Here is a 23,544-nt window from a genome sequence, read left to right on the forward strand (position 1 = left end):
CTAGCAGGATCGGGGCGGCGACAAATCCCATTCGATGTGTCGCCGTCGGATTTTCGCCCCCTCGCCGCCCCCGTCAGGGCGTCGCGTTTGCCGGGCCCTGCGGGCGGGTCACGCGGAACAGCACGCCGTGGTTGTCGTCGGCATCGTCATCGGTGATCGTGCGCCGCTGCACGCCGGTGCGTTCGGCGAAATTCTCCATGGTCTTCACCGGGAAATAGCTGACGGGGAAGCCTTCGAACCCCGGCAGTTTCGCCAGGATCCCGGTGGTGGTGATCGAACAGGTGGCGCTGCCCGCCGCGCCCTGTTCCTGCACCAGCTTCAGCGCCAGTTCGGCCACCTCGGGCGCGACCTCGACCGTCTGTTCGACGATGCGGAAGGTCTCGCGCGCGTGGTAATCGACATAGACGGCCTGGATCGTCGGGGTAAAGCCGAACAGAACGTCGTTCCGCTCGGGCGCCGCGGGGTGATAGAACGATCCCGAAGGATCCCACAGCACGCGCTGGCTGGCATTCACCATCAGCGCCGTATGCGCGCCTGACCCCGACCTGTTGTTGATCACCGTATAAAGCGTGAGCGATTTCGGCCCCGGGTGGACATAGGCCCGCCGCTGCACCTCTTCCATCGGGGCAACGACCGAAACGGCACCCGCGCCACAGCCCGCAAGGGCCAGCAGCGCAAGGGCAAGCAGCGCGCGCAGCGTCACCGGCGCCGCCTCAGCCGTTCAGCATCGCAAGCAGGATCAGCACCACGATGATCGCGATCGATGCGCGGGTGACGAAGGTGATGAAGCCGGCAAAGGTCTTTTCCTGGGCTTCGATGTTCATTGATCCGGGCTTGTGTTCGGCCATGTCATGGGTTCCTGAAAGGCTGCGTTTGGGCCGGGATAGACGATTCCGCCGGGCCTGTCACGACCCTGTTGGCGGACAAGGCGTCACGCCTCTTCCGCCGGTTCGTCCAGGTCGGCGGCCAGGCGGAACCCGATCCGGTTGGGTTCGGCCTGGTCGGCCTGCTTGGGCAGGGCGCGCAGCAGGACGTTCAGTTGGCTGACATGCTGGATCAGCTGGGTGCGCGCACCTGCCGGGTCCGAGCCATAGAAGGTCACGATGTCGGGGTCGTAAAACCCCATGCCCTCGATCCGCATCACCCCCGGCGCGCCGCCGACAAACCCCATGGCCACCTCGTGTTCGTTGTCCAGTTGCTTCTCGAAATGCTGGATATAGAGGATCAGCCGCTGATAGGCCCATTCCGCCGCGCTCTTCTCGGCAAGGGGGCGCTTGGCGGCGCCCTGGGGCAGCGGCGCCTTTTCCGCGCAGTCGCGGTCGGGGTCGGTGTGCACCGCATGGGCGCGGGGCATGGCGGCGGCTTCCGCGGCTTCGGCTGTGGTCTGGATCGGATCGTTCATCTGGCGGCTCCCTTTGCCCCCATCCTAGCGCCCGCGCGGGCGGGGAAAACCCCGGATCACGGCCCCGCCCCCATCTTTGGTCCTCAAATATCCCGGGGGAGACGCCGCAGGCGTCGGGGGCAGCGCCCCCATCCCACCCCTCAGAAGCCGAAACCGCCGTAGGGCAGGAAACGCACCATGTCACCCGGCGCGATTTCGGCCGCGCCATCGGGCAGTTCGATCAATCCCTCGGCCCAGCTCAGCCCCGAAATCCGCCCCGACCCTTCCGAGGCAAAGGGTTCGGCCCGCCCGTCGCGCAGGCGGGCGCGCAGGTATTCGCGCCGTCCGGCCTTCTTGCGCTTGGCAAAACCGGCGGGCACGTCGAAAGCCACCGGCGCCACCCAATCGCCCCCCGCCAGCCGCGACAGCGCCGGGCGCGCGAAGATCAGCGCACAGACAAGGGCCGCCACCGGGTTGCCCGGCAGGCCGAAGACCGGCATGCCGTCCCACATGCCCAGCGCCAGGGGGCGGCCCGGCTTCAGGGCAATCCGCCAGGCCTGCATCGCCCCCGCCTCGGCCAGAAGGGCCGAAACGTGGTCCTCCTCTCCGGCCGAGGCGCCGCCCGAGGTCAGCACCACGTCGGTGGTTTCGCGCGCCGCGTTCAGCCGGTCGCGCAGGGCGGCGCGGTCATCGCCCACATGGCCCAGATCCACCGGCGCATGGCCCCAGCGGGCGGCCAGCGCCAGAAGCATCGGGCGGTTGGCGTCATAGGTGCGGGCCGGATCGGCAGAGGTGCCGGGAGCCACCAGTTCATCGCCCGTCGACAACACCCCGACCCGCAGTTGCGCAAAGACATCGACCTGCGCCAGCCCCACCGCCGACAGAAGCGCCAGGTCGGGCGGGCGCAGCCGGTGCATGGCGGGCAGGGCGGGGGCGCCCATTGTCACGTCTTCACCGGCCTTGCGGGTATTGGCGCCAACCTTCGGCAGGGCGGGCAGGCTGACATGCCCGTCGGCGACCGTGCAATCCTCCTGCAACACCACGGTATCCACGCCTTCGGGGATCAGCGCGCCGGTCAGGATGCGCAGGGCATGGCCGGGGGGCACCGTTGCCTTCAGCGGCGCGCCGGCGGCGGATCGTCCGGCCACAAGGGGCAGGCGCTGTGCGCCCGGCGACAGGGTGGCGTGGGCAAAGCCATAGCCATCGACGGCGGCATTGGCCCCCGGCGGGTTCGACCGCGCCGCCGCATGATCGCGGGCCAGGATGCGGCCATCGGCCCTTTCCGTGGCCAGGGTTTCGCGCCGCACCACCGGGCGCAGCCGGTCGCGCAGCAGGGCCAGGGCATCGTCAACCGGGGTCCAGGTGACGCCGGGGGGCAGGGCAAAGCAATCGTTGCGCAGGGTCGGGGCGGCCAGCGCGGTTTCATGACCAAGGCCCAAGATCCAGCCTTCGCTGGCGCGGGCGGCAGGGGGCACATCGTTCAGCATGGGTTCAAGCGTGCCGTCCTGCTGGGCCTGCCAGAGCGATTCGGCCAGCACGCGCACCTGGGCGGCATCGCGGATCTCGTCGCTATGCTGGCGGTCGCGCACGACCCGGGCAATCAGCGAGGGCCAGACCTCGACCAGGGCAACGGGGGCGGTCAGGGGCTGGAACGGCCAGACGGCCACCCTGTCGCCCAGCGTGGCGCGCAGGCGCGACAGGGCGGCCATGCCGGTCATCGCCTGCCCGCCAACGGCCCCCGCGCCACCCATTTGCCAGCAGGTGAAGGCACCGGTGGCGGCGCTGTCGGCGGCGCGGCGTTCCGTCATCCCGTGGCCCTCGCGGCTGTCCTTGCGGGGCAGGCCGGGAATGTCGGTCTTGGTGCCGTTGAACCAGAAGGGCCCCGTGCCCGAAAACATCGCGTTGATCCGCCCGGCCAGCGCGAACCGGTCATTGCCCTGTGGCCGGTCGTGCAGCGCCTCGGCGAACCAGTCCCACAGAGCCAGCGGATCGTCGGTGCCGCAGAGACGGTGGCCAAAGCCGTCGGGATAGCCGAAGGGAAAATCGAACCCCAGCAGCAGTCGCCGGCCCGCCGCGATTTCGCCCTGGGCCAGGGCGGTCAGCCAGGAGTGCGCCAGGTCGCGGTTGCGCAGATAGACCGGCGGCGCCGCGATCCCGCCGCGCACGACGCCCGCCCAGATCGCATCCTTGCGCGGTGTCGCGCCGGTGTCGTTTCCGGCCGACCAATCGACGATGGCGATGGTGTCATATCCGGTCACAGCGCCAGCTCCTGCGCAATGAAATCGGCGATGGCGGCGGTGTCGTCCAGGTGAAACTGCGCCCGGCCCGGCAGTTCGACCGGGGTGTCGCTGGCGATGGCGCGGATTGTCGGATCGCCCGGCGCGATCAGGGGGTGGCCGGTTTCGGCGCGCCATGCCTCGACCTTGGGGTGGGCGTCGCGCTTCCAGCCTTCGACCAGCACCAGATCGACAGGATCCAGCCGTTGCAGAAGATCTTCCAGCGTCGGTTCGGTCGCGCCGCGCAGCTCGCTCATCAGGGCCCAGCGGGTGGCCGACGAAAGCAGCACCTGCTGCGCGCCCGCCTCGCGGTGGCGGCGGCTGTCCTTGCCCGGGTGATCCACGTCAAAGCTGTGGTGGGCGTGTTTCAGGGTGGAAACCCTCAGGCCGCGGGCGGTGAATTCGGCCACCAGCCGCTCCATCAACCCGGTCTTGCCCGCGTTCTTCCATCCGGTCACACCGTAAAGCTTCATGCCATCGCCTCGGCGCGGGCCAGGTCTTCGGGGGTGTTCACGTTGAAGAAGGGGGTGCCGCCCTCGTCGAAGAGGGCCTGGCGCGCGCCGTGCCGGTCGGTCCACTGCACCACCTTGCGCAACCCGTCCTGCAGTGCTGCGCGCAGATCGTCGCGCAGGGCCACGGGCCAGAGGCCGAAGGTGGGGTGTGCGCCGTCGGGCGTGGCGGCCAGCACGATGCCCGGCCCCTCGGCCAGAAGGCGCGGCACCAGATCGCAGGGAAAGAAGGGCGTGTCGGCGGCGGCGGTGACGATGTATTCGCCCCCCTGCGCGGCGGCCCAGTCAAGCCCCGCCAGGACCCCCGCCAATGGCCCGGCAAAGCCGTCGATGCTGTCGGGCACCACGGGCAGGCCCAGGCCGGCAAGGCGGGCCGGATCGCCATTGGCGTTCAGGGCCAGGCCCGCCACCTGCGGTTCCAGCCGGTCGATCACATGGGACAGGATCGTGCCACGCCCAAGGGGCAAAAGGCCCTTGTCGCCCCCGCCCATGCGTCGGGCCAGCCCGCCTGCAAGGATCACGCCGTAGGGTTGGTTCATCGCGTTGCCCCCTTTCGCCCGGCGCCGCGCGGTTCATCCGCCACGGCCGAAAGATCGGCATCGCGGATCAATCTCTCGGCCCCGGAGAGGCAGGTGAACCGCCGCCCCCGCATTCGTCCGATCAGCGTCAGCCCCACCTGCTGGGCGATCTCCACCCCCCAGGCCGTGAAGCCCGAGCGTGAGGCCAAAACCGGAATACCCATGAGCGCCGTCTTGATCACCATTTCCGAGGTCAGCCGCCCGGTGGTGTAGAGGATCTTGTCCGCCGCGGCGGTGTTTTCCGACAGCATCCAGCCCGCGATCTTGTCGACCGCGTTGTGACGGCCCACGTCCTCCATATAGACCAGCGGGCGGGCGCCCTGGCACAGGACGGTGCCATGAATCGCCCCGGATTCAAGGTAAAGCGACGGCGTGCGGTTGATCCTGTCGGCCAGGGCATAAAGCCAGGATGTGCGCACCTCGGCCGAAGGCAGGGTCAGCCCCTCAAGCCCTTCCATCATGTCGCCGAAGACGGTGCCCACGGCGCAACCGCTGGTGCGGGTCTTCTTCTTCAGCTTCTCTTCAAAGGTGGTTGTGGCGTCGGTGCGCACCACGACGACCTGAAGATCGTCGTCATATTCGACGCCCCGGATCGCCTCGCCCGCCCGCAGCATCCCCTGGTTTCGCAGGAATCCCAGCGCCAGGTATTCGGGATAGTCGCCGATGGTCATGGCCGTCACGATCTCGGCGCCGTTCAGGTAGATGGTCAGCGGGCGTTCCTCGATCACGGTAACCTCGCCCGTCTCGCCCGTGTGATCGACCCCGCGCACACGGCGCGTCAGCCCCGCACGCTGGGGATCGGGGGCGATAAGATAGGGCGCGTCGGCGTCGGAAATCGGCATTTGAACCTCGGGCGCGGGCTGCGTAATAGGGCAGGGGCAATCTAGGACGTTCCCATGGCAGTCTCCACCACGAAATCCGATTACTGGCGCGGCGTGCGCGATGGCACGCCCTTCATCCTGGTGCTTGCACCCTTCGCGCTGCTGTTCGGCGTCGTCGCGACCGAGGCGGGCCTGACCCTGGCCGAGACCATGGGCTTCAACGTTCTGGTCATCGCCGGGGCGTCGCAATTCGCCGCCGTGTCGTTGATGCAGGAAAATGCCCCGATCCTGATCGTGCTGGCCACGGCGCTGGCGGTCAACCTGCGCATGGCGATGTATTCGGCATCGCTGGTCCCGCATCTTGGCGCGGCGCCCCTCTGGAAACGCGCCGTGGTGGCCTATCTGAACGTCGATCAGACCTTTGCCAGCAGCATGGTGGAATACGAACGCCGCCCCGCCATGACCTGGCAGGCCAAGATCGCCTATTTCTTCGGCGTCTCGACGCCGGTCTTTCCGGTCTGGTACGCGCTTGGCTTCGTGGGCGTGGCGGTGGGCGCGTCGATTCCGCCTGCCCTGGCGCTGGATTTTGCCCTGCCGATCGCCTTCATCGCGATGACGGCGCCGCTTCTCAAGACGCTGGCGCACCTGGCGGCGGCGCTGACCTCGGTCGTCGTGGCGCTGGCGCTGGCCTGGATGCCCTCGGGGTTGGGTCTGCTGGTGGCGGCGGGTTGCGCGATGCTGGTCGGGGCCCTGGTGGAAACGATGCAGGAGCGGCGGGCATGACATATACGACCCTGGAAATCTGGACCATCATCCTGCTGCTGGGGGTGGGCACCTACCTGATCCGGTTCTCGTTCCTGGGCCTGATCGGCAACCGGCCGATGCCGCCCATCGTCCTGAAACTTCTGCGCTACACGCCGGTGGCGGTGCTGCCCGGCATGGTGGCGCCTCTGGTTCTGTGGCCCGCGGCCACGGGGGGGGAACCTGACCTGGCGCGCGGTGTCGCCGCCCTGGTGGCCTTTGGTGTGGGGCTGGCCACGCGCAACACCATCTGGGCCATGCTGGGGGGCGCCGTCGCGCTTTACACCCTGTTGTTCACCCTGGGTTAGGGTCAGGCGCGCGCCTAATCGAAGGTGCCGGTGACGCGGCCCAGCAGCATGAAGGCGCGGGCGGTGCGGGTGTCGGTCAGGGCGGCGATCTCGGCGTCGGTGGCCGTCTTTTCGAATTCCGCGAAGATGTGATCGAACTTGCGCAGGAAATGATGGCAGGCGTCGCGGAAGATCGTATCGCTGCGCATCCGTGCCGCCGAAAGCGCCAGCGACGACCGGTCGCGGATACCACCAAGACTGGCCACCGCGCGGCCGCGTTCTCCGTTGGCGAACTTGCGCCAGGTGTCGGGGCGGGCGCGGTCGGGGCGCAGGTCGTCCATGTAGATGCCATCCTGGGACAGCAGGGTCAGCACATCCTGCGCCGCCTGGATCAACTGCGCGGCGCGGCGATCCTGAAGGGCGCGCCGCAGGGCGCGAAAGCCTTCCTTGTCTTCCGGGCTTTCGGGGAATTGCAGCGCCGAGATGAAATCGCCGGTGTCCAGCGGCGGCGCGATCGCCTCGGCCGGGGTGCCAAGCGCGAGGCTGGCCTGTTCCTCGCCACTGGCGGGCGGGGTGGCGGCGGGCGGGGTGTGCGGCGTATGCGGGCGGATCGAAATGAAGGTGGCCAGCGCCGTTTCGGTCTTCTTCTGCGCCTCGGCAATCTCGCTGAGCTTGCGCGTCACCTCGGGCGAGGCGCCGGAAGCCGCGGTCTTCTGCGATGAGATATAGGCCTGGCGGATGCCGTCGATGGCCAGGTGCAGGCGCGCGGATTCGTAGCGCATGATCCGGGCGCTGCGCGCCGCCGCCGCCCCGACCCAGATCAGGGCGACAGGCAGGAAGATCGCCAGCAGGGTAATCACCATGCGCAGCGGATCGAAGCCCACCGCATCATCGCCCCGCCCGAACATCAGGAAGAACAGCCCCGAGCCGATAAGCCACAGCAGCGCCAGCGCCAGCGCCAGCTTGTCACCGTCGGTCATGGCGGGCGCGGGCGCCGGTCGGGCATAGATACCCAGATCGACGGAGGTGTCTTTTTTGGCCTCGGCCATTGTCGTCCCTTTCCGGCCGGATGCTGGCCCCGGTCCGGTCAGCTGTATACGATTTTCAGAACTTCATAGCTTTTCTCGCCGCCCGGTGTGCGGACCTCGACGCTGTCGCCTTCGTCCTTGCCGATCAGGGCGCGGGCAAGGGGCGACTTGATGTTCAGCTTGCCGGCCTCGAGGTTGGCCTCGGGCTCTCCGACGATCTGATAGGTCTTTTCCTCGTCGGTGTCCTCGTCCACCAGGGTCACGCGGGCGCCGAACTTGATCGTGCCCGACATCTTGGCGGTGTCGATGACATCGGCCAGGCTCAGGATGCCCTCGATCTCCTTGATGCGGCCCTCGATGAAGCTCTGCTTTTCCTTGGCCGAGTGGTATTCGGCATTCTCGGACAGGTCGCCATGTTCGCGGGCCTCGGCGATGGCGCGGATGATCGCCGGACGCTCGACGCTTTTCAGCGTCTTCAGCTCGGCGTTCAGTGCGGTCTGGCCGTCTTTGGTCAGCGGAATCTTTTCCATGGGCGCGTCAGTCTCGATCATAAGGGAAACGGCAATACCCCGCTGTTAATCCAAGCCGGGGGTGCAAAGTCAATAGGCGGGTGCCCGCGCGGTGGCTTAGTTTTGCCAAGATCGGGCGCTATGACGTGGCACCGCCACCATCGCGGCGACACTGGACAGGACCCCGGCCATGCAGTTTTTCCTGCGTTTCACAGTTTTCTACGCGCTGTTCGGCCTTGGATTCGTCGCGCTGTTCCGCGCAGAGCCGATGGCGGTTCTGAGCGACATGGCCGCGACAGTGCCATCTGCAATGACGTTCTTTTTTCAGCAGGCCTGGTGGGCGCTGATCGCTTTTGCGGCCCTGTTCCTGGTTCTGCCGCGGGCGCGGCTGATGGCCAGGATCCCCCGGGCCATCGGTGCGCTGGTGGGATGCAGCTTCTTTTTCCTGACCTTCACCATGGTGAAAGCCTCTTTGCCCTTTGCGGTGCCCTTCTGGGCCGATCCGCTGCTGGCCGACATCGACCGCGCCCTGCACCTGGGGGTGGACCCCTGGCGCCTGACCCATGCAGTCATGCTACAGTGGTCGGGTGAGACCTTTCAGGCGTTTTACATGGGCCTTTGGATGATTCCGTCGATGTACTTCCCGGTCTTGCTGGCGCTGTTCGATGGCGATGACAGGCGGGTGTCACTCTACCTTCGGCTCTATGCCTGGGCCTGGGCCGGGATCGGCACGCTTTTTGCGCTGACCTTCATGTCGGGCGGGCCGATCTATTTCGGGCGGATGACCGGCAGCAGCGATTTTGCGCCCTTGCAGGAGGCATTGGCGCAATCGGGCATCACCGACAGCGTGGTGGGCGCGACCCAATCGCACCTTTGGCAGGTTTATGCCGACGGGGTTCAGACCCTTGGGTCGGGTATTTCGGCCTTTCCCAGTGTCCATGTCGCGGTGGCATCGGTGATCGCGCTCTACCTGGCGGAGCGGTTCAGGTTTGCGCTTTTGCCCATGATCGGCGTGATTGCCGGCTATCAGATCCTGTCGGTGCACCTTGGGTGGCACTATGCGATCGACGGTTATTTCTCGATCGCGACCGTGCTGGCGCTGCGGGCCTGGATGCGGCGCCCGCACCATGCGGCACGGGCGATGAAGCCCGTCGCGCCGTAACCTGCCGAAACCACCCGACGCCGGGTTCCGATTGACCCCAGTGCGCGCCATTGTCTATCCCTGCCCCAAGGGCCCGGCGGGCCACAGGATCAGGGAGAGGGCAAGGCATGGCGCAGGACCGCGAGTCGATGGAATACGATGTTGTCATCGTGGGGGCGGGTCCGGCGGGCCTGTCGGCGGCGATCCGGCTGAAGCAGCTTGATGGCGACCTGAATGTCGTCGTGCTTGAGAAAGGCTCGGAGGTGGGGGCGCATATCCTCTCGGGCGCCGTTCTCGATCCTTCGGGGCTGGATGCGCTGTTGCCTGACTGGCGCGACATGGGGGCGCCGATCACGGTGCCGGTCAGGGAAGACAATTTCTACATGCTGGGCGAGGCCGGGCGCATCCGCGTGCCCAACTTCGTCATGCCCCCCCTGATGAGCAATCATGGCAATTACATCGTGTCGATGGGCAATGTCTGCCGCTGGATGGCCGAGGTGGCCGAGGGGCTGGGCGTCGAGATCTTCCCGGGCATGTCCTGTTCCGAGCTCGTGTTCGGCGACAAGGGCGAGGTGAAGGGCGTTGTTGCCGGCGAATTCGGCCGCAACGCCGATGGCAGCGAAGGGCCGGGCTATGAACCGGGGATGGAGCTGCACGGCAAGTATGTCTTCCTGAGCGAGGGCGTGCGCGGATCGCTGAGTCAGCAGGTGATCGCGAAATACGACCTGGCCCGCGATGCCGACGTGCAGAAATACGGCCTTGGCATGAAGGAGATCTGGGAGATCGACCCCGCCAAGCACCGCGAAGGGACCGTGACGCACACCATGGGTTGGCCGCTCAACGGCAACGCCGGGGGCGGGTCATTCATCTATCACCTTGATAACAATCAGGTTTATGTCGGCTTCGTGGTTCACCTGAATTACGAGAATCCCTATCTTTTCCCCTACATGGAATTCCAGCGGTTCAAGCATCACCCGATGGTGGCCGACCTGTTGAAGGGCGGCAAACGGGTGGCTTACGGCGCGCGGGCGATCAACGAAGGCGGCTATCAGTCGATCCCGAAATCGGCCTTTCCGGGGGGTGCCCTGCTGGGCTGCTCTGCCGGGCTGGTGAACGTGCCGCGCATCAAGGGCAATCACAACGCCATGCTGTCGGGCAAGCTGGCCGCGGAACAGGCCTTTGAGGCCATCGGCGCGGGGCGGTCGGGCGATGTTCTTGACGGCTACGACGCCGAACTGAAATCCGGCCCGGTGGGGCAGGACCTGAAAAAGGTGCGCAATGTCAAACCGCTGTGGTCGAAATTCGGGCTCATGGCTTCGCTTGCCGTGGGCGGTTTCGACATGTGGACCAACAACCTGTTCGGCCTGTCCCTTCTGGGCACCCTGAAGCACGGCAAGTCCGACGCCGAGGCGACGCGCAAGAAGTTCGCTTATGAACCGATCGACTATCCCAAGCCCGACGGCAAGCTGTCCTTTGACCGGCTGACCAACGTTAGCTTCTCGATGACCAATCACGAGGAAAGCCAGCCCGCCCACCTGACCCTGCGCGATCCGGATATCCCTGTGGAACGCAACCTGCCCGATTACGCCGGGCCCTCGGCAAGATATTGCCCGGCGGGTGTCTACGAATTCGTGCAGGAAGAGGGCAAGCCGACGCGCTTCGTGATCAATTTTCAGAACTGCGTGCATTGCAAGACCTGCGATATCAAGGACCCGGCGCAGAACATCGTCTGGACGGTGCCCCAGGGCGGCGACGGTCCGAATTACCCGAACATGTAACACTTTCGTCATGGGGCCGCGGTCCATGGACAGGCGCCGGACGAGGCACTAGATTCACCGGAACCGGGCCGATCCTGCCCGGCCAGTCAAGAAGGTGGCCCCATGCCCGCTAAGAAATCGTTGCGTCCCCTTGTCCTTGCCGCATCGCTGGCCCTCGGGGCGGCACCGGCCCTGGCCGGGGTGAACGCCGGTGCCTACCTTGCCGGGCGCCATGCGGCGACGGCCTTCGATTTCGAGTCGTCGGCGCAGTATTTCAGCCGCGCCATGATGCGCGATCCCTCCAACCTGGAACTGATGGAATTTGCCAACAGCGCCTACGTGGGCCTTGGGGCCGTCGACCGCGCCGTGGCGGTGGCCCGGCAGATGATCGGCAAGGGCAGCGACAGCCAGGTGGCGGCCATGGTGATGCTGGGCGATTCCGCCAAGCAGGGCGAATGGGACGATATTCTGGCCGACCTCGACGCCGGCCAAAGCGTCGGGCCGCTGTTTGACGGGTTGCTCAAGGGGTGGGCGCGCTTCGGTTCGGGCGATCTGGACGGCGCGCTGACGCAGTTCGACGAGGTCAGCAAGACCAAGGGCGTGCGCGCCTTCGGGCAGTACCACAAGGCGCTGGCGCTGGCCGCTGCGGGGGAATTTTCCCGCGCCGAAGAGGTATTGGCCGACCCGTCGGATGGCGGGCTGCGGCTGACCCGCCGTGGGCTTGTCGGGCGGGCGCAGATCCTGTCGCAACTGGGCCGCTTTGACGATGCGCTCAAGGTCATTGCCGAGGTTTTCGGCGAAGACCTGGACGAGGCCCTGCAAGGCCTGGTGGATGCGCTGAAGGCCGGTGAGGCCGTACCCTTCGACATCGCCCCCGATGCGGTGGCCGGGATCGGAGAGGTCTATTTTTCCATCGCCAACGCCCTGAGCGGCGAGGCGAACGCCGGTTACACCCTGCTTTATGCCAGGATGGCCGAATACCTGCGCCCCACCCATACCGAGGCGACCCTGCTTGTCGCCGGGCTTCTCGAGGGGTTGGAGCGGTATGACCTGGCGATCGAAAGCTATGCCAAGATTCCGCGCGACGATCCGGCCTCGGACGCGGCGCAACTGGGCCGGGCCGAGGTCCTGCGCAAATCCGGCCGCACCGACGCCGCCATCGAGGCGTTGGAGCAACTGGCCAAGGCCCGCCCCGAACTGCCGCTGATCCATGTGACCCTTGCCGATACCCTGCGCGAACTTGACCGCTTCGAGGAAGCCTCGCGCGCCTATGACCGTGCCGTCGCACTGTTCAAGGGGCCTGTCCCGGGCCAGTGGCCCATCTATTTCGCCCGCGGCATCACCTATGAGAAGACCGACCGCTGGGAAGAGGCCGAGGCCGATTTCCGCACCGCGCTGGAGCTTCAGCCGGACCAGCCGCAGGTTCTGAATTACCTAGGGTATTCCTATGTGGAAAAGCGCGAAAACCTTGACGAAGCCCTGACCATGATCGAACGCGCCGTCGCCGCCCGGCCCGAAAGCGGCTATATCGCCGACAGCCTGGGCTGGGTATTCTACCGCCTGGGCCGCTATGAAGAGGCGGTGGCGCCCATGGAAAAGGCGGTGGAACTGACGCCCGTCGATCCGGTCATCAACGACCACCTGGGCGATGTTTACTGGGCCGTGGGCCGCACGCTTGAGGCGCGGTTCCAGTGGAAGCGCGCGCTGTCCTTTGTCGACCCCGACGAGGTGGACGGCGAGGCCGACCCCGACCGGATGCGCCGCAAGCTTGAGGTGGGGCTCGATGAGGTTCTCAAGGAAGAGGGCGCGCCGCCCCTGACGGTGGCCAATGACGGCTGAGGCATTCGCTCCGGCCAAGATCAACCTGACGCTTCATGTCACCGGACAACGCGAAGACGGGTTGCACCTGCTGGATTCACTGGTGGTTTTCGCCGATGTGGGCGACAGCGTTCGGGTCACGCCCGCCGACGACTGGTCGTTCACGGTAACGGGGCCAAGGGCGGGCTATGTGCCGCAGGACGAGTCCAACCTGGTGATGCGGGCGGCCCGGATGACGGGCGGCATGCCCTGCGCGATCACGCTGGACAAGCATCTGCCGATCGCGTCGGGCATCGGTGGCGGCTCAAGCGACGCTGCGGCCTGTCTGCGCGCGTTGAAACGGCTGGACGGGCGGGCGATTCCCCGCCGGCTGGAACGTCTGGGGGCCGATGTGCCGGTTTGCCTGCGGGCGCGGCCCTGCCGCATGACGGGTATCGGCGAAACCCTGAAGGATGTGCCGGTATTTCCGCCGCTGTCGGCGATTCTGGTCAACCCCGGCCTTGGCGTGGCGACGGTAAGTGTCTTCAAGGCCCTGCGCAGCCGCGAACACCCCCCCATGGCGGCCGAGCTTCCGTCGTGGACGGATGCCGCCGATCTGGTCGGGTGGCTGGCGACGCAACGCAATGACCTGGAGCCGCCCGCCTGCCGCATCGTCCCCGAGATCGAGCAGACCCTGACCGCCCTGCGCGCAACCGAGGGGTGCCTTCTGGCGCGGATGTCGGGGTCGGGTGCGACCTGCTTTGCGCTTTATGACCGTCACGAGGTTGCGGAAAGCGCCGCAATGGCCCTGCGCGATAGCCTCTCGCCCCGCTGGATCACGGTTACCCGTCTGGGCAGACCCAAGGTGTGAAGCAGATCAAGTGATCCGGGCCACAACGTAATCGGCCAGGTCGCGCAGCATGTCACGCAGATCGCAATCGGGCAGGGGGGCCAGCGCCGCCTTGGCGGTTTCGGCCCAGTCTAGCGCCGTCTGGCGGGTGCTGGCCAGCGATCCGTGGTGTTCCAGAAGCTTCAGCGCGCGCTCAAGGTCGCCGTCCTGCTGGCGCCCCTTGCCGATGGTGCGCACCCAGAAGGCCCATTCACCGCTATCCGCCGCCGCAACCGCGCGGATCACCGGCAGGGTCAGCTTGCGTTCGCGGAAATCGTCGCCGATGTTCTTGCCGATGCCCGCGCCGCCGGTCCAATCCAGCAGGTCATCGACCATCTGAAACGACACGCCAAGGGCATCGCCGTAGGTGTAAAGCGCCTGCACGATGTCTTCCTCGGCGCCCGCGATCACGCCGCCCACCTGGGTCGCCGCCGAAAACAGCGCCGCCGTCTTGCCGCGCACGATCTTCAGATAGGTATCTTCCAGCGTCGCCAGATCCTGTGCCGCGGTCAGTTGCAGAACCTCGCCCTCGGCGATGGTGGCGCTGGCATTGGCAAGGATGTCGAGCACGCGCAGCGACCCGGTTTCGACCATCAACTGGAACGAGCGGGCAAAGAGGTAATCGCCCACCAGAACCGACGACTTGTTGTCCCACAACAGGTTGGCCGTGGGGCGCCCGCGGCGCTGACCGGATTCATCGACCACGTCATCGTGCAGCAGGGTGGCGGTGTGGATGAATTCGACCGTGGCGGCCAGGTGGATGTGATGCGGCCCGCCATAGCCACACAACCGCGCCGCTGCCAGCGTCAGCATCGGGCGGATGCGCTTGCCGCCCGCCTCGATCAGGTGGGCGGTCACCTCGGGGATGCGGGGGGCGTTTTCGCTGGCCATGCGGGCCCGGATCAGGGCGTTCACCTCGATCAACTCGGGGGCCAGCAAATCGGCCAGGCGTTCGTGGGGCTTGATTTGGGCGTGGTCCAGGCTCATTCAGGTCGGTTCCATCACATCAGATCCAGGGTGTCTCGACAAACCGGGCGGTCTGCCATTAAGTCACGCATATGAAGGAACTGATCCGCACCAGCGACCCGACCATCGTTGCCTTTGCAACTGCGCTTCTCTCTGGCGAGGATATAGATTGCTTTGAGTTGGACGTCCATATGAGCGTTCTGGAAGGATCGCTTGGGGTGCTGCCCCGCCGCCTGATGGTGCATGAACGCGATCTGTTCCGGGCACGCGCGATTCTGAAAGACAATGACATCGACATCGGGGGCTGAGGCCCCGCCATTCGACGATATCACGCAGGATGCCTTTCTGGGCGGTCGCCTGACCGTGGCGCAACCCGCGCGCGGGTATCGCGCGGGCATCGACGCGGTTCTGCTCGCGGCCTCGGTGCCGGCAAAGCCGGGCCAGTCGGTGCTGGAGCTGGGCTGCGGTGTCGGGGTGGCCAGCCTGTGCCTGGGCGCGCGGGTGTCCGGGCTGGAGTTGAGCGGGTTGGAGGTGCAACCCGACTATGCCGAACTGGCCCGGCGCAACGGCCTGGCCAATGGCATGGACCTGGCCGTTCACACGGGCGACCTGATGGCGATGCCCGCCGCCCTGCGCCAGCAGAGCTTTGACCATGTGATCGCCAACCCGCCCTATTACCACGCGCCGTCGCGCACCGCCTCGCGCGATGCGGGGCGCGAGACGGCCCATGCCGAAGGCGCATCTCTGGCTGCCTGGATCGATGCGGCCACCCGGCGCCTGCGCCCCAACGGCATGCTGAGCGTGATCCAGAGGGCCGACCGGTTGCGCGATCTTCTGGCCGCCTGCGACGACAGGTTGGGGCGCCTGATTCTGCGCCCGATCCAGGCCCGGCAGGGCCGACCGGCGCAATTGATCCTGCTGACCGCCACCAAGGGCGGGCGCACCCCGCTGACCCTGCGCAACCCCTTGTTTCTGCACGAGGGCGACAGGCACGAATCGGATTCGGAAAGCTATACGCCCCTGATTCGCGACGTTTTGCGCGGCGGTTTACCGCTGATCTGAGGTAAATTGTCCAGCGAAAACTGCCGGTTTTTGTAACAGACAGGTGACAGGCGAAGGAAAGTGTGCTGCACTCAACCTACAGAAACCCAGAGAGGAGGACGACCATGTCAATGAGTTCGCACGTTCAGGAGCTTCGCAGAAAGCACCAAGCCCTCTCGGAGATTGTCGAATCCGAGCAGCGCAGCCCTGCAACCGACGATCTCCACATCAAGGCACTGAAAAAACAGAAACTTCAGATCAAGCAACAGATCGAGCGTCTCGGGAACGCCTAACGCCCTTTCGCGCTGGCGCGTGCCGCCAGCGCCGCGCCGCCCGCGATAAGGGCGGCCGCGATCACCAAGGGCCAGGTGGCCGGTGTTACTCCGGCCGCCACAAGGGCTAGGGTGGACAAAACCGGCGCAGCATATGAGGCGACACCAAGAAGCTGGATGTCGCCTTTTTTCACGCCGATGTCCCAGACATAGAAGGCCAGCCCGACGGGCCCCAGACCCAGAAGCACCGTGGCTCCCCAGCCGGTGGCATCCTGCGGCCAGGCGGTGGTTTCAAAGGCAAGATGGGCCAGGGCCGACAAGACCGCGGTGGCAATGCAGAAAACCGCGACGCTGGCCGTCGGGACATCGCCCAACCGTCGCGACAGCACGGAATATCCGCTCCAGAACAGCGCGCACAAGAGGGCAAGCCCGTAGCCGGGCAGGGCCTGTGCCTCGAACGTTGCGCCGCGTGCGATGATCAGCGCAGCGCCGGAAAACCCGATGATCGCGCCCAGAACATGGCCCCCGCGCAGCCGTTCACCGGGCAGCAGGCCGGAAAACAGGACGATCAGCAGCGGCCAGAGATAGGCGATCAGCCCCGCCTCGGCCGCCGGGGCCATGCGCAGGGCGGAAAAATACAGGGCGTGATAGCCGAACAGCCCGAAGGTGCCGAAAGCATAGACCTTGATCGGCACGGCGCGCAGTTGGGCAAATCCGCCGGACAGGCCGACCCATATCAGTCCCAGCGTTCCTCCCAGGGCAAAGCACAGGGCGTTCAGTTGTAAAGGCGGGACGGGGGCCGAACCGACCGTCAGCAGGGCAAGAAGCGCCCAAAGCAGGACGGCGATAAAACCGGTGGCGGTGGCGCGGTTGCGGCTCATGCGCGGGGGAAGCCTCGGGCAGAAAGGGCGCGTGACGCCTTTTCCGGGCGGGGGCGCGGTTGTGAGATGCGGCTTGCAGGCAAGCGCCCGCACGGCAAGGTGCGGGCGCTTGTTTTGCTGCGAGACTTTCGATCAGCGTTCGATGCAGAGCGCGACACCCATGCCGCCGCCGATGCAAAGGGTGGCGATACCTTTTTTGGCATCGCGGCGGCCCATTTCGAACAGCAACGTGTTCAGCACCCGGCAGCCCGAGGCGCCGATGGGGTGGCCGATGGCGATGGCGCCACCGTTCACGTTCACGATTTCCGGGTTCCAGCCCATTTCCTTGTTCACGGCGCAGGCCTGGGCGGCGAAAGCTTCGTTCGCTTCGACAAGATCAAGGTCGTTGATCGTCCAACCGGCCTTGTCCAGCGCCTTTTTCGACGCGTGAACGGGGCCCACGCCCATGATCGCGGGGTCCAGCCCGGCGGTGGCATAGCTGGCGATGCGGCCCAGGATCTTGAGGCCACGCTTTTCGGCCTCCTTCTCGGTCATCAGAAGGACGGCGGCGGCGCCGTCGTTCAGCCCGCTGGCGTTGGCGGCGGTGACGCTGCCCTCGCGGGCAAAGGCGGGGCGCAGTTTCTGCATCGCCTCGATGGTGGCGCCGTGGCGGATGTATTCGTCCTGGTCGACCACGGTGTCGCCCTTGCGACCCTTGACCGTGTAGGCGATGATTTCATCGGCGAACTTGCCCGCCTTTTGCGCGGCTTCGGCCTTGTTCTGCGAGGCGACGGCGAATTCGTCCTGCTGATCGCGCGAGATCTGGTATTTCTCGGCGACGTTCTCGGCGGTCTGGCCCATGTGATAGCCGTTGAAGGCATCCCACAGCCCGTCGCGGATCATCGAATCGATCAGCTGCATGTCGCCCATCTTCTGGCCCTGGCGCAGGTTCTGTACATGGGGCGACATCGACATGTTCTCCTGGCCACCGGCGGCGACGATGGCGGCATCGCCAAGCTGGATGTGCTGCGCGCCAAGGGCCACGGCCCGCAGGCCCGAACCACAGACCTGGTTGATCCCCCAGGCCGCGGATTCGATGGGCAGGCCGGCGTTGACATGGGCCTGGCGTGCGGGGTTCTGGCCCTGGCCCGCGGTCAGCACCTGGCCAAGGATCGTCTCGCTGACCTCGGCCTTGTCAATTCCGGCGCGGGCGACGATGCCTTCCAGCACGGCGGCGCCAAGATCATGGGCGGGGACATTCGCGAATGCACCCAGAAAGCTGCCGACGGGCGTGCGCCCGGCCGATACGATTACAACATTGGTCATCAAAAGCCCCTTTTCGGTCATACGGCAGGCCATGCGTGGTTTCGGGTGGGCCTCCACCCTGGCCACGGGCCGGTACCTTTCGACGTTAGGCACTCACCGGGCAAGATACAACGGGACTCAGGCGCGCTTTTCCTCTTCGCAGGGTTCCCAGCGGGCGCGGATTGTCGGCGCGCCGAAGTAATAGCCCTGAAGGCAATCGACCCCGATTTTCGCCAGATAGGTCGCGTCTTCACCGGATTCGACGAATTCGGCCACCGTGACCATGTCGAAATGCCGGCCGATCGACAGCAGCGCCTTGACCAGCGCCTGGTTGTCGGGGTTCTGGGCGATGCCGCGAATGAACTGGCCGTCGATCTTCAGGATGTCGAAGTAGAGATCCTTGAGATAGCGTAGCGAGGTATAGCCGGCGCCGAAATCGTCGATGGCAAAGCTGATGCCGCGTGCCTGCAGATCCGACATGAAGGCCTGCACCACATCGGGAATCATGATGGCCGAACTTTCGGTGATTTCCAGGATCAGCCGTTCACCCAGGGTGGGGTCGGCGGCAAGATGGCTGTTCAGCACCGCCATCCAGCGGGCATAGGCGATGGAGCGGGCCGACATGTTGATCGAAAGCCGCAGCCGGGGGTGTGCGGCAAGGGTTTCCAGCCCCTTCTGCAAGGCGAGGCAATCGATCTGGCGGCCCAGTTCGCGGTTTTCGACCGCGCCGATGAATTCCTGCGCCGGGATGATGCGGCCATTCTTGTCGAGAATGCGGATCAGCCCTTCGTAGAAGGCCGGTCTGTCCTGCCGACCGGCGGGCACCACGGGTTGATAGGCCAGCATCACGTCGCCCGCCGCCACCGCCCGTTCGACGGTTTTCAGGACATCGCGATCGCGTTCCGACACCGCGAAGGACAACGGGTTTTCCGCGCCGGGCGAGGCGTCTGTGATGCTTCGTGGATAGTCAGGCTGCATTCCGGGAACTCCATGACGTGCAGCGCCAACCTTGCAAAACTGTTCTAACAACACATGAATATTCTCATTTTGTTCTAATTGGTCTAAAAGCTCTCGGACGCCGGGAAAAAGGGGCAGGGGATGGACAATCGTTGCGACTGGTGCGGGAATGACCCCATCTACACCGCCTATCACGACACCGAATGGGGCGTTCCCGAGTGGGACAGCCGCGCCCTGTGGGAAAAGCTGGTGCTTGACGGCTTTCAGGCCGGGCTGAGCTGGATCACGATTCTGAAAAAACGCGAGAATTTTCGCGCGGCATTTGAAGGATTCCACCCCGAGCGAATCGCCACATGGGGCGAACCCGAGGTTCTGCGCCTGCTGGGCGATCCGGGAATCATCCGCCATCGCGGCAAGATCGAGGCGACCATCGGCAATGCCCGCGCCTGGATCGACATCGAGGAAAAGCAGGGTTTCGACCGGTTCCTGTGGGATTACGTCGATGGCACGCCCACCCAGAACCGGTTCGCCACCCAGGCCGAGGTGCCGCCGCAGACCCCGCTTTCGGCGCAGATATCGAACGATCTGAAAAAGCGGGGCTTCCGGTTCTGTGGCCCCACCATCGTCTATGCCTTCATGGAGGCGGTGGGGATGGTCAACGACCACCTCACCACCTGCCCCTGTCACGAACAGGTGGCGGCGCTGGCGCGGCGCTAGCCTTCGATCAGGGCGGTCAGGATCGCCTTGGCGCTGTCGCTGTTCCATTCGGCATCGCCGCGCAGCCGGGCGATTTCGCGCCCCTCGCGGTCAAGAATGACGGTGATCGGAAGGCCCAGAACCGCCATGTCGCGCGCCACCGCCTGTTTCGCGTCCAGCAGGATCGGCAGCGATTCCACGCCTGCCTCCTCGAAGAACCGCTTGATCCCGGGCAGGGCGTTGCGCCCGGTAGCGACCGGAACAACCTCGAAACCGGGGCCGCCCAGATCGCGTTGCAGGGCATCGAGCGCGGGCATCTCATGGCGGCAAGGGGCGCACCATGTGGCCCAGAAGTTCAGCAGCACGATCTTGCCCTGCCAGTCGGCAAGTCTGTGTTCCGTGCCATCGGGCGAGGTGAAAACCTGCTGCGATGCCTCTTGCGGTTCGGCGTGGAAGTTCAGCTTTTTCATGTCGCCGTCGCGCAGGGCGTTCAACTTGTCGAGATCGGCAGCATTTGCACCTACCGCAAGCGCCATATACAGAACCGCAGTAACCAGGAATTTCATTATCGGGGCCCTTCCATGACCGAAAAAACTCAGAACGCGATGTGGGGCGGGCGGTTTGCCGCCGGGCCGGACGCGATCATGGAGGCGATCAACGCCTCGATCTCGTACGACAAGCGGATGGCGCCGCAGGATATCGCCGGGTCGCGTGCCCATGCCGCGATGTTGGCCGCGCAGGGCATCATTACCGATAACGATGCCGCCGCGATCCGTGAAGGGCTGCTCACGGTGTTGTCAGAGATCGAAGCCGGCACCTTTGAGTATTCCGCCGCGCTGGAAGACATTCACATGAACGTCGAGGCCCGCCTGAAACAGGTGATCGGAGAGCCGGCGGGCCGTCTGCACACGGGCCGGTCGCGCAACGACCAGGTGGCGACCGATTTCAAGCTCTGGGTGCGCGACCAGCTGGACGCCGCCATCGCGGGCTGCGAGGCGCTGCAGCGCGCGCTTCTGTCACAGGCCGAGGCGGGCGCCGATTGGGTGATGCCCGGCTTTACCCACCTGCAAACCGCCCAGCCGGTGACTTGGGGGCATCACATGATGGCCTATGTCGAAATGCTGGGCCGTGACGTGGGGCGGTTCCGCGATGCGCGGGCGCGGATGAACGAATCGCCCCTCGGGTCGGCCGCGCTGGCGGGCACCGGCTTTCCCATCGACCGGCACGCGACGGCGCAGGCGCTGGGGTTTGACCGGCCCACCGCCAATTCGCTGGATTCGGTGGCCGACCGCGATTTCGCGCTGGAGTTCCTGGGCGCCGCCACAATCTGCGCCATGCACCTGAGCCGCTTTGCCGAGGAACTGGTGATCTGGTCTTCGGCGCAGTTCCGCTTTGTCGCCCTGTCGGATCGGTTTTCGACCGGCTCGTCAATCATGCCGCAGAAGAAGAACCCGGATGCGGCCGAACTGATCCGCGCCAAGATCGGGCGCATCCTGGGCGCGCAGGTGGCCTTGCTGACCGTGATGAAGGGGCTGCCGCTGGCCTATTCCAAGGACATGCAGGAAGACAAGGAACAGACCTTCGACGCCGCCGATTCCCTGATGCTGGCCCTTGCGGCGATGGAAGGCATGGTCAAGGACATGACCGCCAACACCGCTTCGCTTGAGGCTGCCGCCGGTTCGGGGTTTTCCACCGCGACCGACCTGGCCGATTGGCTGGTGCGCGAGGCGGGCCTGCCGTTCCGCGATGCCCACCATGCCACCGGCGCCCTGGTGGCCCTGGCCGAAAAGAAGGGTTGCGATCTGCCGGATCTGACGCTGGAGGACATGAAATCCGTCAACGACGCCATCACAGAGGATGTCTTTTCGGTGCTGGGCGTGCACAACTCGGTCGCGTCGCGCACCAGTTACGGCGGCACCGCCCCGGTGCGGGTGCGCGAACAGATCGCCCTGTGGCAAAAGCGTCTGAAGGAGGCGGGATCGTGAAGGTAAACACCATGCGCCTTGCAGGAGCGCTTGTGATGACCGCCCTTCTGGCCGCCTGCGGGGCCGATGGCGCCCCCGAGCGGCCCAGGGACGCGCCGCAACCCGGTGTCAGCGTCAGCGGCGATGCCCGGATCGGGGTTGTCGGCACGCTTTGATCGGCCAATTGCCGGGGGCGCGTGGCGGACTATCTGTCGCGCATCCCTGACGGAGCCTTGCCGATGACGCCCCTTCGCCTTGCCTATCTTGCGCTTGCCCTCTGGGGGGCGGTGCATCCGATGTACTGGTTTCTTACCCATATGCGGCAGACGGGTGGCGGCCTGTCGGGGCTGATCGACGCCTGGTATGTCAATGCCTCGACAACTGGCCTGACCTGGGATCTGACCATCGCTGCCCTGGCGCTTGCCCTCTGGGTGCTGGCCGAAACGGTTCGGCGGCGGGCCTGGTGGGGCCTTCTGGCCATCCCGGCCACCTTCTGCATCGGCGTCAGTTGCGGATTGCCGCTGTACCTGTTCCTGCGTTCGCGCCCCTAGCGGGTGATCGTTTCCACCGACAGGATCGTGGGCAGGTGGCGGGCGATTTCGGCCCAGGTCTCGCCCTCGTCGATGCTGGCGAAGACCGAGCCCGAGTTGGTGCCGAAATAGATGCCGGGCCGTTCAGCCGTGTCATTGGCCATGCCCTGCCGCAGGACGGTGAAGAAGCAGCCCGTCTGTGGCAACCCCTCGCGCATGGCCTGCCATGTCTCGCCCCCGTCGCGCGACCGCCAGACGGCGGCGGCGGCATCGGGGGGATAGCGCCCGGCGATATCGCTGTTCAGGGGCAGCACCCAAAGGGTGTCGGGGTCGTGGGGGTGGACGGTGACCGGAAAGCCGAAGGTGCTGGGCAGGCCCTCGGTGATGTCATCCCAGCTGCGCCCGCCATCGCGGCTGCGGTAGGTGCCATGGTGGTTCTGCTGATAGATCAGATCGCCGGGTTCGTTTGCCCGCACGATGTTGTGCACGCAAAGCCCCGTATCGCTGCCGCAGGGCGCGGCGGGGTGGGAATGGGTGCCGGGCGCCACGGCATTGGACAGCCGGTTGCGCCTGTCCCAGGTCTGGCCGCCGTCTTCGGTGGCAAAGACCCCGGCGGCGGAAATCGCGATCCAGAGTTTGCGGGCATCCCCCGGATCGGCCACGATCGAATGCAGCACGAGGCCCGCCGCCCCCGGCTCCCACTTGTCGCCCGAGGGATGATCGCTCAGCCCCTGCACAATGTCCCAACTGTTGCCGCCATCCGCGCTGGAATAAAGCGCGGCGGGTTTCGCCCCGGCGTATAGGGTGCCCCCCGCACGCCCCAGCGACCACAGCGTGTTGATCTTTTCGGTGAAGGGGGCAGGGGGCGCGGGCTGCATCCCCATCTGTTCGGCCATCTCGGGGCTTTCGGCCAGCCAGGCGTCGGCCTGGCCGTTGGCCAGCTTGGACAGCTCCCAGGTTTCGCCGTCCGTTGACCGCCAGACGCCGGCGCCATGCCAGTCGCCCCCGCCCGCGGCCCAGAGGGTGCCGGTTTCAGGGTCGCCGATCACATGGTTGATGGGCCAGCCGTCGCAATGCGGCCCGCTGACCGTCCAGTGATCGCGCGCTTCGTTGCCCTGCAACACGAAGGCGCCTTTTGTCGTTCCGATGAGAACCTGAACCGATTGTGCCATGATCCCT

Annotated in this window: 28 protein-coding genes; 13 read left to right on the forward strand and 15 right to left on the reverse strand. The window is 66.0% G+C overall.

The features are described 5' to 3' along the window. Positions 1–73: 73 nt before the first annotated feature. From H7828_RS15695 to H7828_RS15725, 7 genes are all read right to left on the reverse strand, one after another. A complete protein-coding gene (locus H7828_RS15695; protein WP_342592302.1) occupies positions 74–703 on the reverse strand; it encodes a hypothetical protein in 630 nt (209 codons plus the stop codon). 10 nt (positions 704–713) lie between these two features. Further along, positions 714–848: an aa3-type cytochrome c oxidase subunit IV gene (locus H7828_RS15700; RefSeq protein WP_226782005.1), complete on the reverse strand. Its 135-nt coding sequence runs from the start codon at positions 846–848 to the stop codon at positions 714–716. Positions 849–931: 83 nt separating this feature from the next. Then, entirely contained in the window at positions 932–1,402 is a 471-nt protein-coding gene (locus H7828_RS15705; protein WP_226782006.1) for a DUF6173 family protein, read from the reverse strand. A gap of 140 nt (positions 1,403–1,542) precedes the next feature. Further along, the gene (locus tag H7828_RS15710) at positions 1,543–3,639 is read right to left on the reverse strand and encodes a molybdopterin-binding protein (protein WP_226782007.1); all 2,097 of its coding nucleotides are present in this window, start codon (positions 3,637–3,639) and stop codon (positions 1,543–1,545) included. After that, positions 3,636–4,130, reverse strand: a complete 495-nt coding sequence (gene mobB / locus H7828_RS15715) for a molybdopterin-guanine dinucleotide biosynthesis protein B (protein ID WP_226782008.1) — start codon at positions 4,128–4,130, stop codon at positions 3,636–3,638. Before mobB ends, H7828_RS15710 begins: the two co-directional genes overlap by 4 nt. Continuing rightward, positions 4,127–4,705, reverse strand: coding sequence for a molybdenum cofactor guanylyltransferase MobA (mobA, locus tag H7828_RS15720; RefSeq protein ID WP_226782009.1), 579 nt, complete (start codon positions 4,703–4,705; stop codon positions 4,127–4,129). Before mobA ends, mobB begins: the two co-directional genes overlap by 4 nt. Then, positions 4,702–5,586 carry a formate dehydrogenase accessory sulfurtransferase FdhD gene (locus H7828_RS15725; protein ID WP_226782010.1) on the reverse strand — a complete coding sequence of 295 codons (885 nt, stop codon included), beginning with the start codon at positions 5,584–5,586 and terminating at the stop codon, positions 4,702–4,704. The genes mobA and H7828_RS15725 overlap by 4 nt, the downstream gene beginning before the upstream one ends. 54 nt (positions 5,587–5,640) lie before the next feature. Here H7828_RS15725 and H7828_RS15730 point away from each other — a divergent pair, with 54 nt between their 5' ends. Both H7828_RS15730 and H7828_RS15735 read left to right on the forward strand, forming a co-directional pair. After that, positions 5,641–6,348, forward strand: a complete 708-nt coding sequence (locus tag H7828_RS15730; RefSeq protein WP_226782011.1) for an AzlC family ABC transporter permease — start codon at positions 5,641–5,643, stop codon at positions 6,346–6,348. Next, positions 6,345–6,674 (forward strand): AzlD domain-containing protein, encoded by a 330-nt coding sequence (locus H7828_RS15735; protein WP_226782012.1) that lies wholly within the window; start codon positions 6,345–6,347, stop codon positions 6,672–6,674. The genes H7828_RS15730 and H7828_RS15735 overlap by 4 nt, the downstream gene beginning before the upstream one ends. A gap of 14 nt (positions 6,675–6,688) precedes the next feature. Here the strand turns inward: H7828_RS15735 and H7828_RS15740 are convergent, their stop codons facing one another. Next, positions 6,689–7,702: a hypothetical protein gene (locus H7828_RS15740; RefSeq protein WP_226782013.1), complete on the reverse strand. Its 1,014-nt coding sequence runs from the start codon at positions 7,700–7,702 to the stop codon at positions 6,689–6,691. Positions 7,703–7,740: 38 nt separating this feature from the next. Then, positions 7,741–8,211, reverse strand: a complete 471-nt coding sequence (gene greA / locus H7828_RS15745) for a transcription elongation factor GreA (protein ID WP_226782014.1) — start codon at positions 8,209–8,211, stop codon at positions 7,741–7,743. 169 nt (positions 8,212–8,380) lie between these two features. On the opposite strand from greA, the gene H7828_RS15750 reads away from it, so the two are divergent. The 4 genes from H7828_RS15750 (at position 8,381) to H7828_RS15765 (ending at position 13,756) form a co-directional block, all read left to right on the forward strand. Then, the gene (locus H7828_RS15750) at positions 8,381–9,352 is read left to right on the forward strand and encodes a phosphatase PAP2 family protein (protein ID WP_226782015.1); all 972 of its coding nucleotides are present in this window, start codon (positions 8,381–8,383) and stop codon (positions 9,350–9,352) included. 107 nt (positions 9,353–9,459) lie between these two features. Continuing rightward, on the forward strand, positions 9,460–11,109 hold the full coding sequence (locus H7828_RS15755; RefSeq protein ID WP_226782016.1) for an electron transfer flavoprotein-ubiquinone oxidoreductase: 1,650 nt from the start codon (positions 9,460–9,462) through the stop codon (positions 11,107–11,109). A 102-nt stretch (positions 11,110–11,211) separates the two neighbouring features. Further along, a complete protein-coding gene (locus tag H7828_RS15760) occupies positions 11,212–12,927 on the forward strand; it encodes a tetratricopeptide repeat protein (protein WP_226782017.1) in 1,716 nt (571 codons plus the stop codon). Next, positions 12,917–13,756, forward strand: coding sequence for a 4-(cytidine 5'-diphospho)-2-C-methyl-D-erythritol kinase (locus H7828_RS15765; RefSeq protein WP_226782018.1), 840 nt, complete (start codon positions 12,917–12,919; stop codon positions 13,754–13,756). Before H7828_RS15760 ends, H7828_RS15765 begins: the two co-directional genes overlap by 11 nt. A 6-nt stretch (positions 13,757–13,762) precedes the next feature. Here the strand turns inward: H7828_RS15765 and H7828_RS15770 are convergent, their stop codons facing one another. Then, complete coding sequence (locus H7828_RS15770; protein WP_226782019.1) at positions 13,763–14,761, reverse strand: polyprenyl synthetase family protein; 999 nt, start codon at positions 14,759–14,761, stop codon at positions 13,763–13,765. Between the two features lie 71 nt (positions 14,762–14,832). On the opposite strand from H7828_RS15770, the gene H7828_RS15775 reads away from it, so the two are divergent. The 3 genes from H7828_RS15775 to H7828_RS15785 all read left to right on the forward strand — a co-directional run bounded on the left by H7828_RS15775 (position 14,833) and on the right by H7828_RS15785 (position 16,074). Continuing rightward, positions 14,833–15,048 (forward strand): putative signal transducing protein, encoded by a 216-nt coding sequence (locus tag H7828_RS15775; protein WP_226782020.1) that lies wholly within the window; start codon positions 14,833–14,835, stop codon positions 15,046–15,048. Next, positions 15,026–15,802, forward strand: a complete 777-nt coding sequence (locus H7828_RS15780) for a tRNA1(Val) (adenine(37)-N6)-methyltransferase (RefSeq protein ID WP_226782021.1) — start codon at positions 15,026–15,028, stop codon at positions 15,800–15,802. The genes H7828_RS15775 and H7828_RS15780 overlap by 23 nt, the downstream gene beginning before the upstream one ends. Before the next feature lie 104 nt (positions 15,803–15,906). After that, entirely contained in the window at positions 15,907–16,074 is a 168-nt protein-coding gene (locus H7828_RS15785) for a YdcH family protein (protein WP_226782022.1), read from the forward strand. On the opposite strand, the gene yddG is transcribed toward H7828_RS15785, so the two are convergent. The 3 genes from yddG to H7828_RS15800 all read right to left on the reverse strand — a co-directional run bounded on the left by yddG (position 16,071) and on the right by H7828_RS15800 (position 19,196). Then, complete coding sequence (gene yddG, locus H7828_RS15790) at positions 16,071–16,934, reverse strand: aromatic amino acid exporter YddG (protein ID WP_226782023.1); 864 nt, start codon at positions 16,932–16,934, stop codon at positions 16,071–16,073. The genes H7828_RS15785 and yddG overlap by 4 nt on opposite strands. Positions 16,935–17,066: 132 nt before the next feature. After that, on the reverse strand, positions 17,067–18,239 hold the full coding sequence (locus tag H7828_RS15795) for an acetyl-CoA C-acetyltransferase (RefSeq protein ID WP_226782024.1): 1,173 nt from the start codon (positions 18,237–18,239) through the stop codon (positions 17,067–17,069). A gap of 117 nt (positions 18,240–18,356) precedes the next feature. Further along, complete coding sequence (locus H7828_RS15800) at positions 18,357–19,196, reverse strand: EAL domain-containing protein (protein ID WP_226782025.1); 840 nt, start codon at positions 19,194–19,196, stop codon at positions 18,357–18,359. Positions 19,197–19,316: 120 nt separating this feature from the next. Here H7828_RS15800 and H7828_RS15805 point away from each other — a divergent pair, with 120 nt between their 5' ends. Next, complete coding sequence (locus tag H7828_RS15805) at positions 19,317–19,892, forward strand: DNA-3-methyladenine glycosylase I (RefSeq protein ID WP_226782026.1); 576 nt, start codon at positions 19,317–19,319, stop codon at positions 19,890–19,892. Here H7828_RS15805 and H7828_RS15810 read toward each other — a convergent pair. Further along, positions 19,889–20,437 (reverse strand): TlpA disulfide reductase family protein, encoded by a 549-nt coding sequence (locus tag H7828_RS15810; protein WP_226782027.1) that lies wholly within the window; start codon positions 20,435–20,437, stop codon positions 19,889–19,891. The two genes, H7828_RS15805 and H7828_RS15810, sit on opposite strands and share 4 nt — an antisense overlap. Positions 20,438–20,452: 15 nt before the next feature. On the opposite strand from H7828_RS15810, the gene argH reads away from it, so the two are divergent. The 3 genes from argH to H7828_RS15825 all read left to right on the forward strand — a co-directional run bounded on the left by argH (position 20,453) and on the right by H7828_RS15825 (position 22,386). Then, on the forward strand, positions 20,453–21,856 hold the full coding sequence (gene argH, locus H7828_RS15815) for an argininosuccinate lyase (protein ID WP_226782028.1): 1,404 nt from the start codon (positions 20,453–20,455) through the stop codon (positions 21,854–21,856). After that, on the forward strand, positions 21,853–22,011 hold the full coding sequence (locus tag H7828_RS15820) for a hypothetical protein (RefSeq protein ID WP_226782216.1): 159 nt from the start codon (positions 21,853–21,855) through the stop codon (positions 22,009–22,011). The genes argH and H7828_RS15820 overlap by 4 nt, the downstream gene beginning before the upstream one ends. Positions 22,012–22,074: 63 nt before the next feature. Beyond that, complete coding sequence (locus H7828_RS15825) at positions 22,075–22,386, forward strand: DUF2834 domain-containing protein (RefSeq protein ID WP_226782029.1); 312 nt, start codon at positions 22,075–22,077, stop codon at positions 22,384–22,386. Here H7828_RS15825 and H7828_RS15830 read toward each other — a convergent pair. Continuing rightward, a complete protein-coding gene (locus H7828_RS15830; RefSeq protein ID WP_226782030.1) occupies positions 22,383–23,537 on the reverse strand; it encodes a sialidase family protein in 1,155 nt (384 codons plus the stop codon). The two genes, H7828_RS15825 and H7828_RS15830, sit on opposite strands and share 4 nt — an antisense overlap. Between the last annotated feature and the right edge of the window lie 7 nt (positions 23,538–23,544).

The sequence above is a fragment of the Oceaniglobus trochenteri genome (assembly GCF_020529025.1).
GTDB classification, from domain to species: domain Bacteria; phylum Pseudomonadota; class Alphaproteobacteria; order Rhodobacterales; family Rhodobacteraceae; genus Oceaniglobus; species Oceaniglobus trochenteri.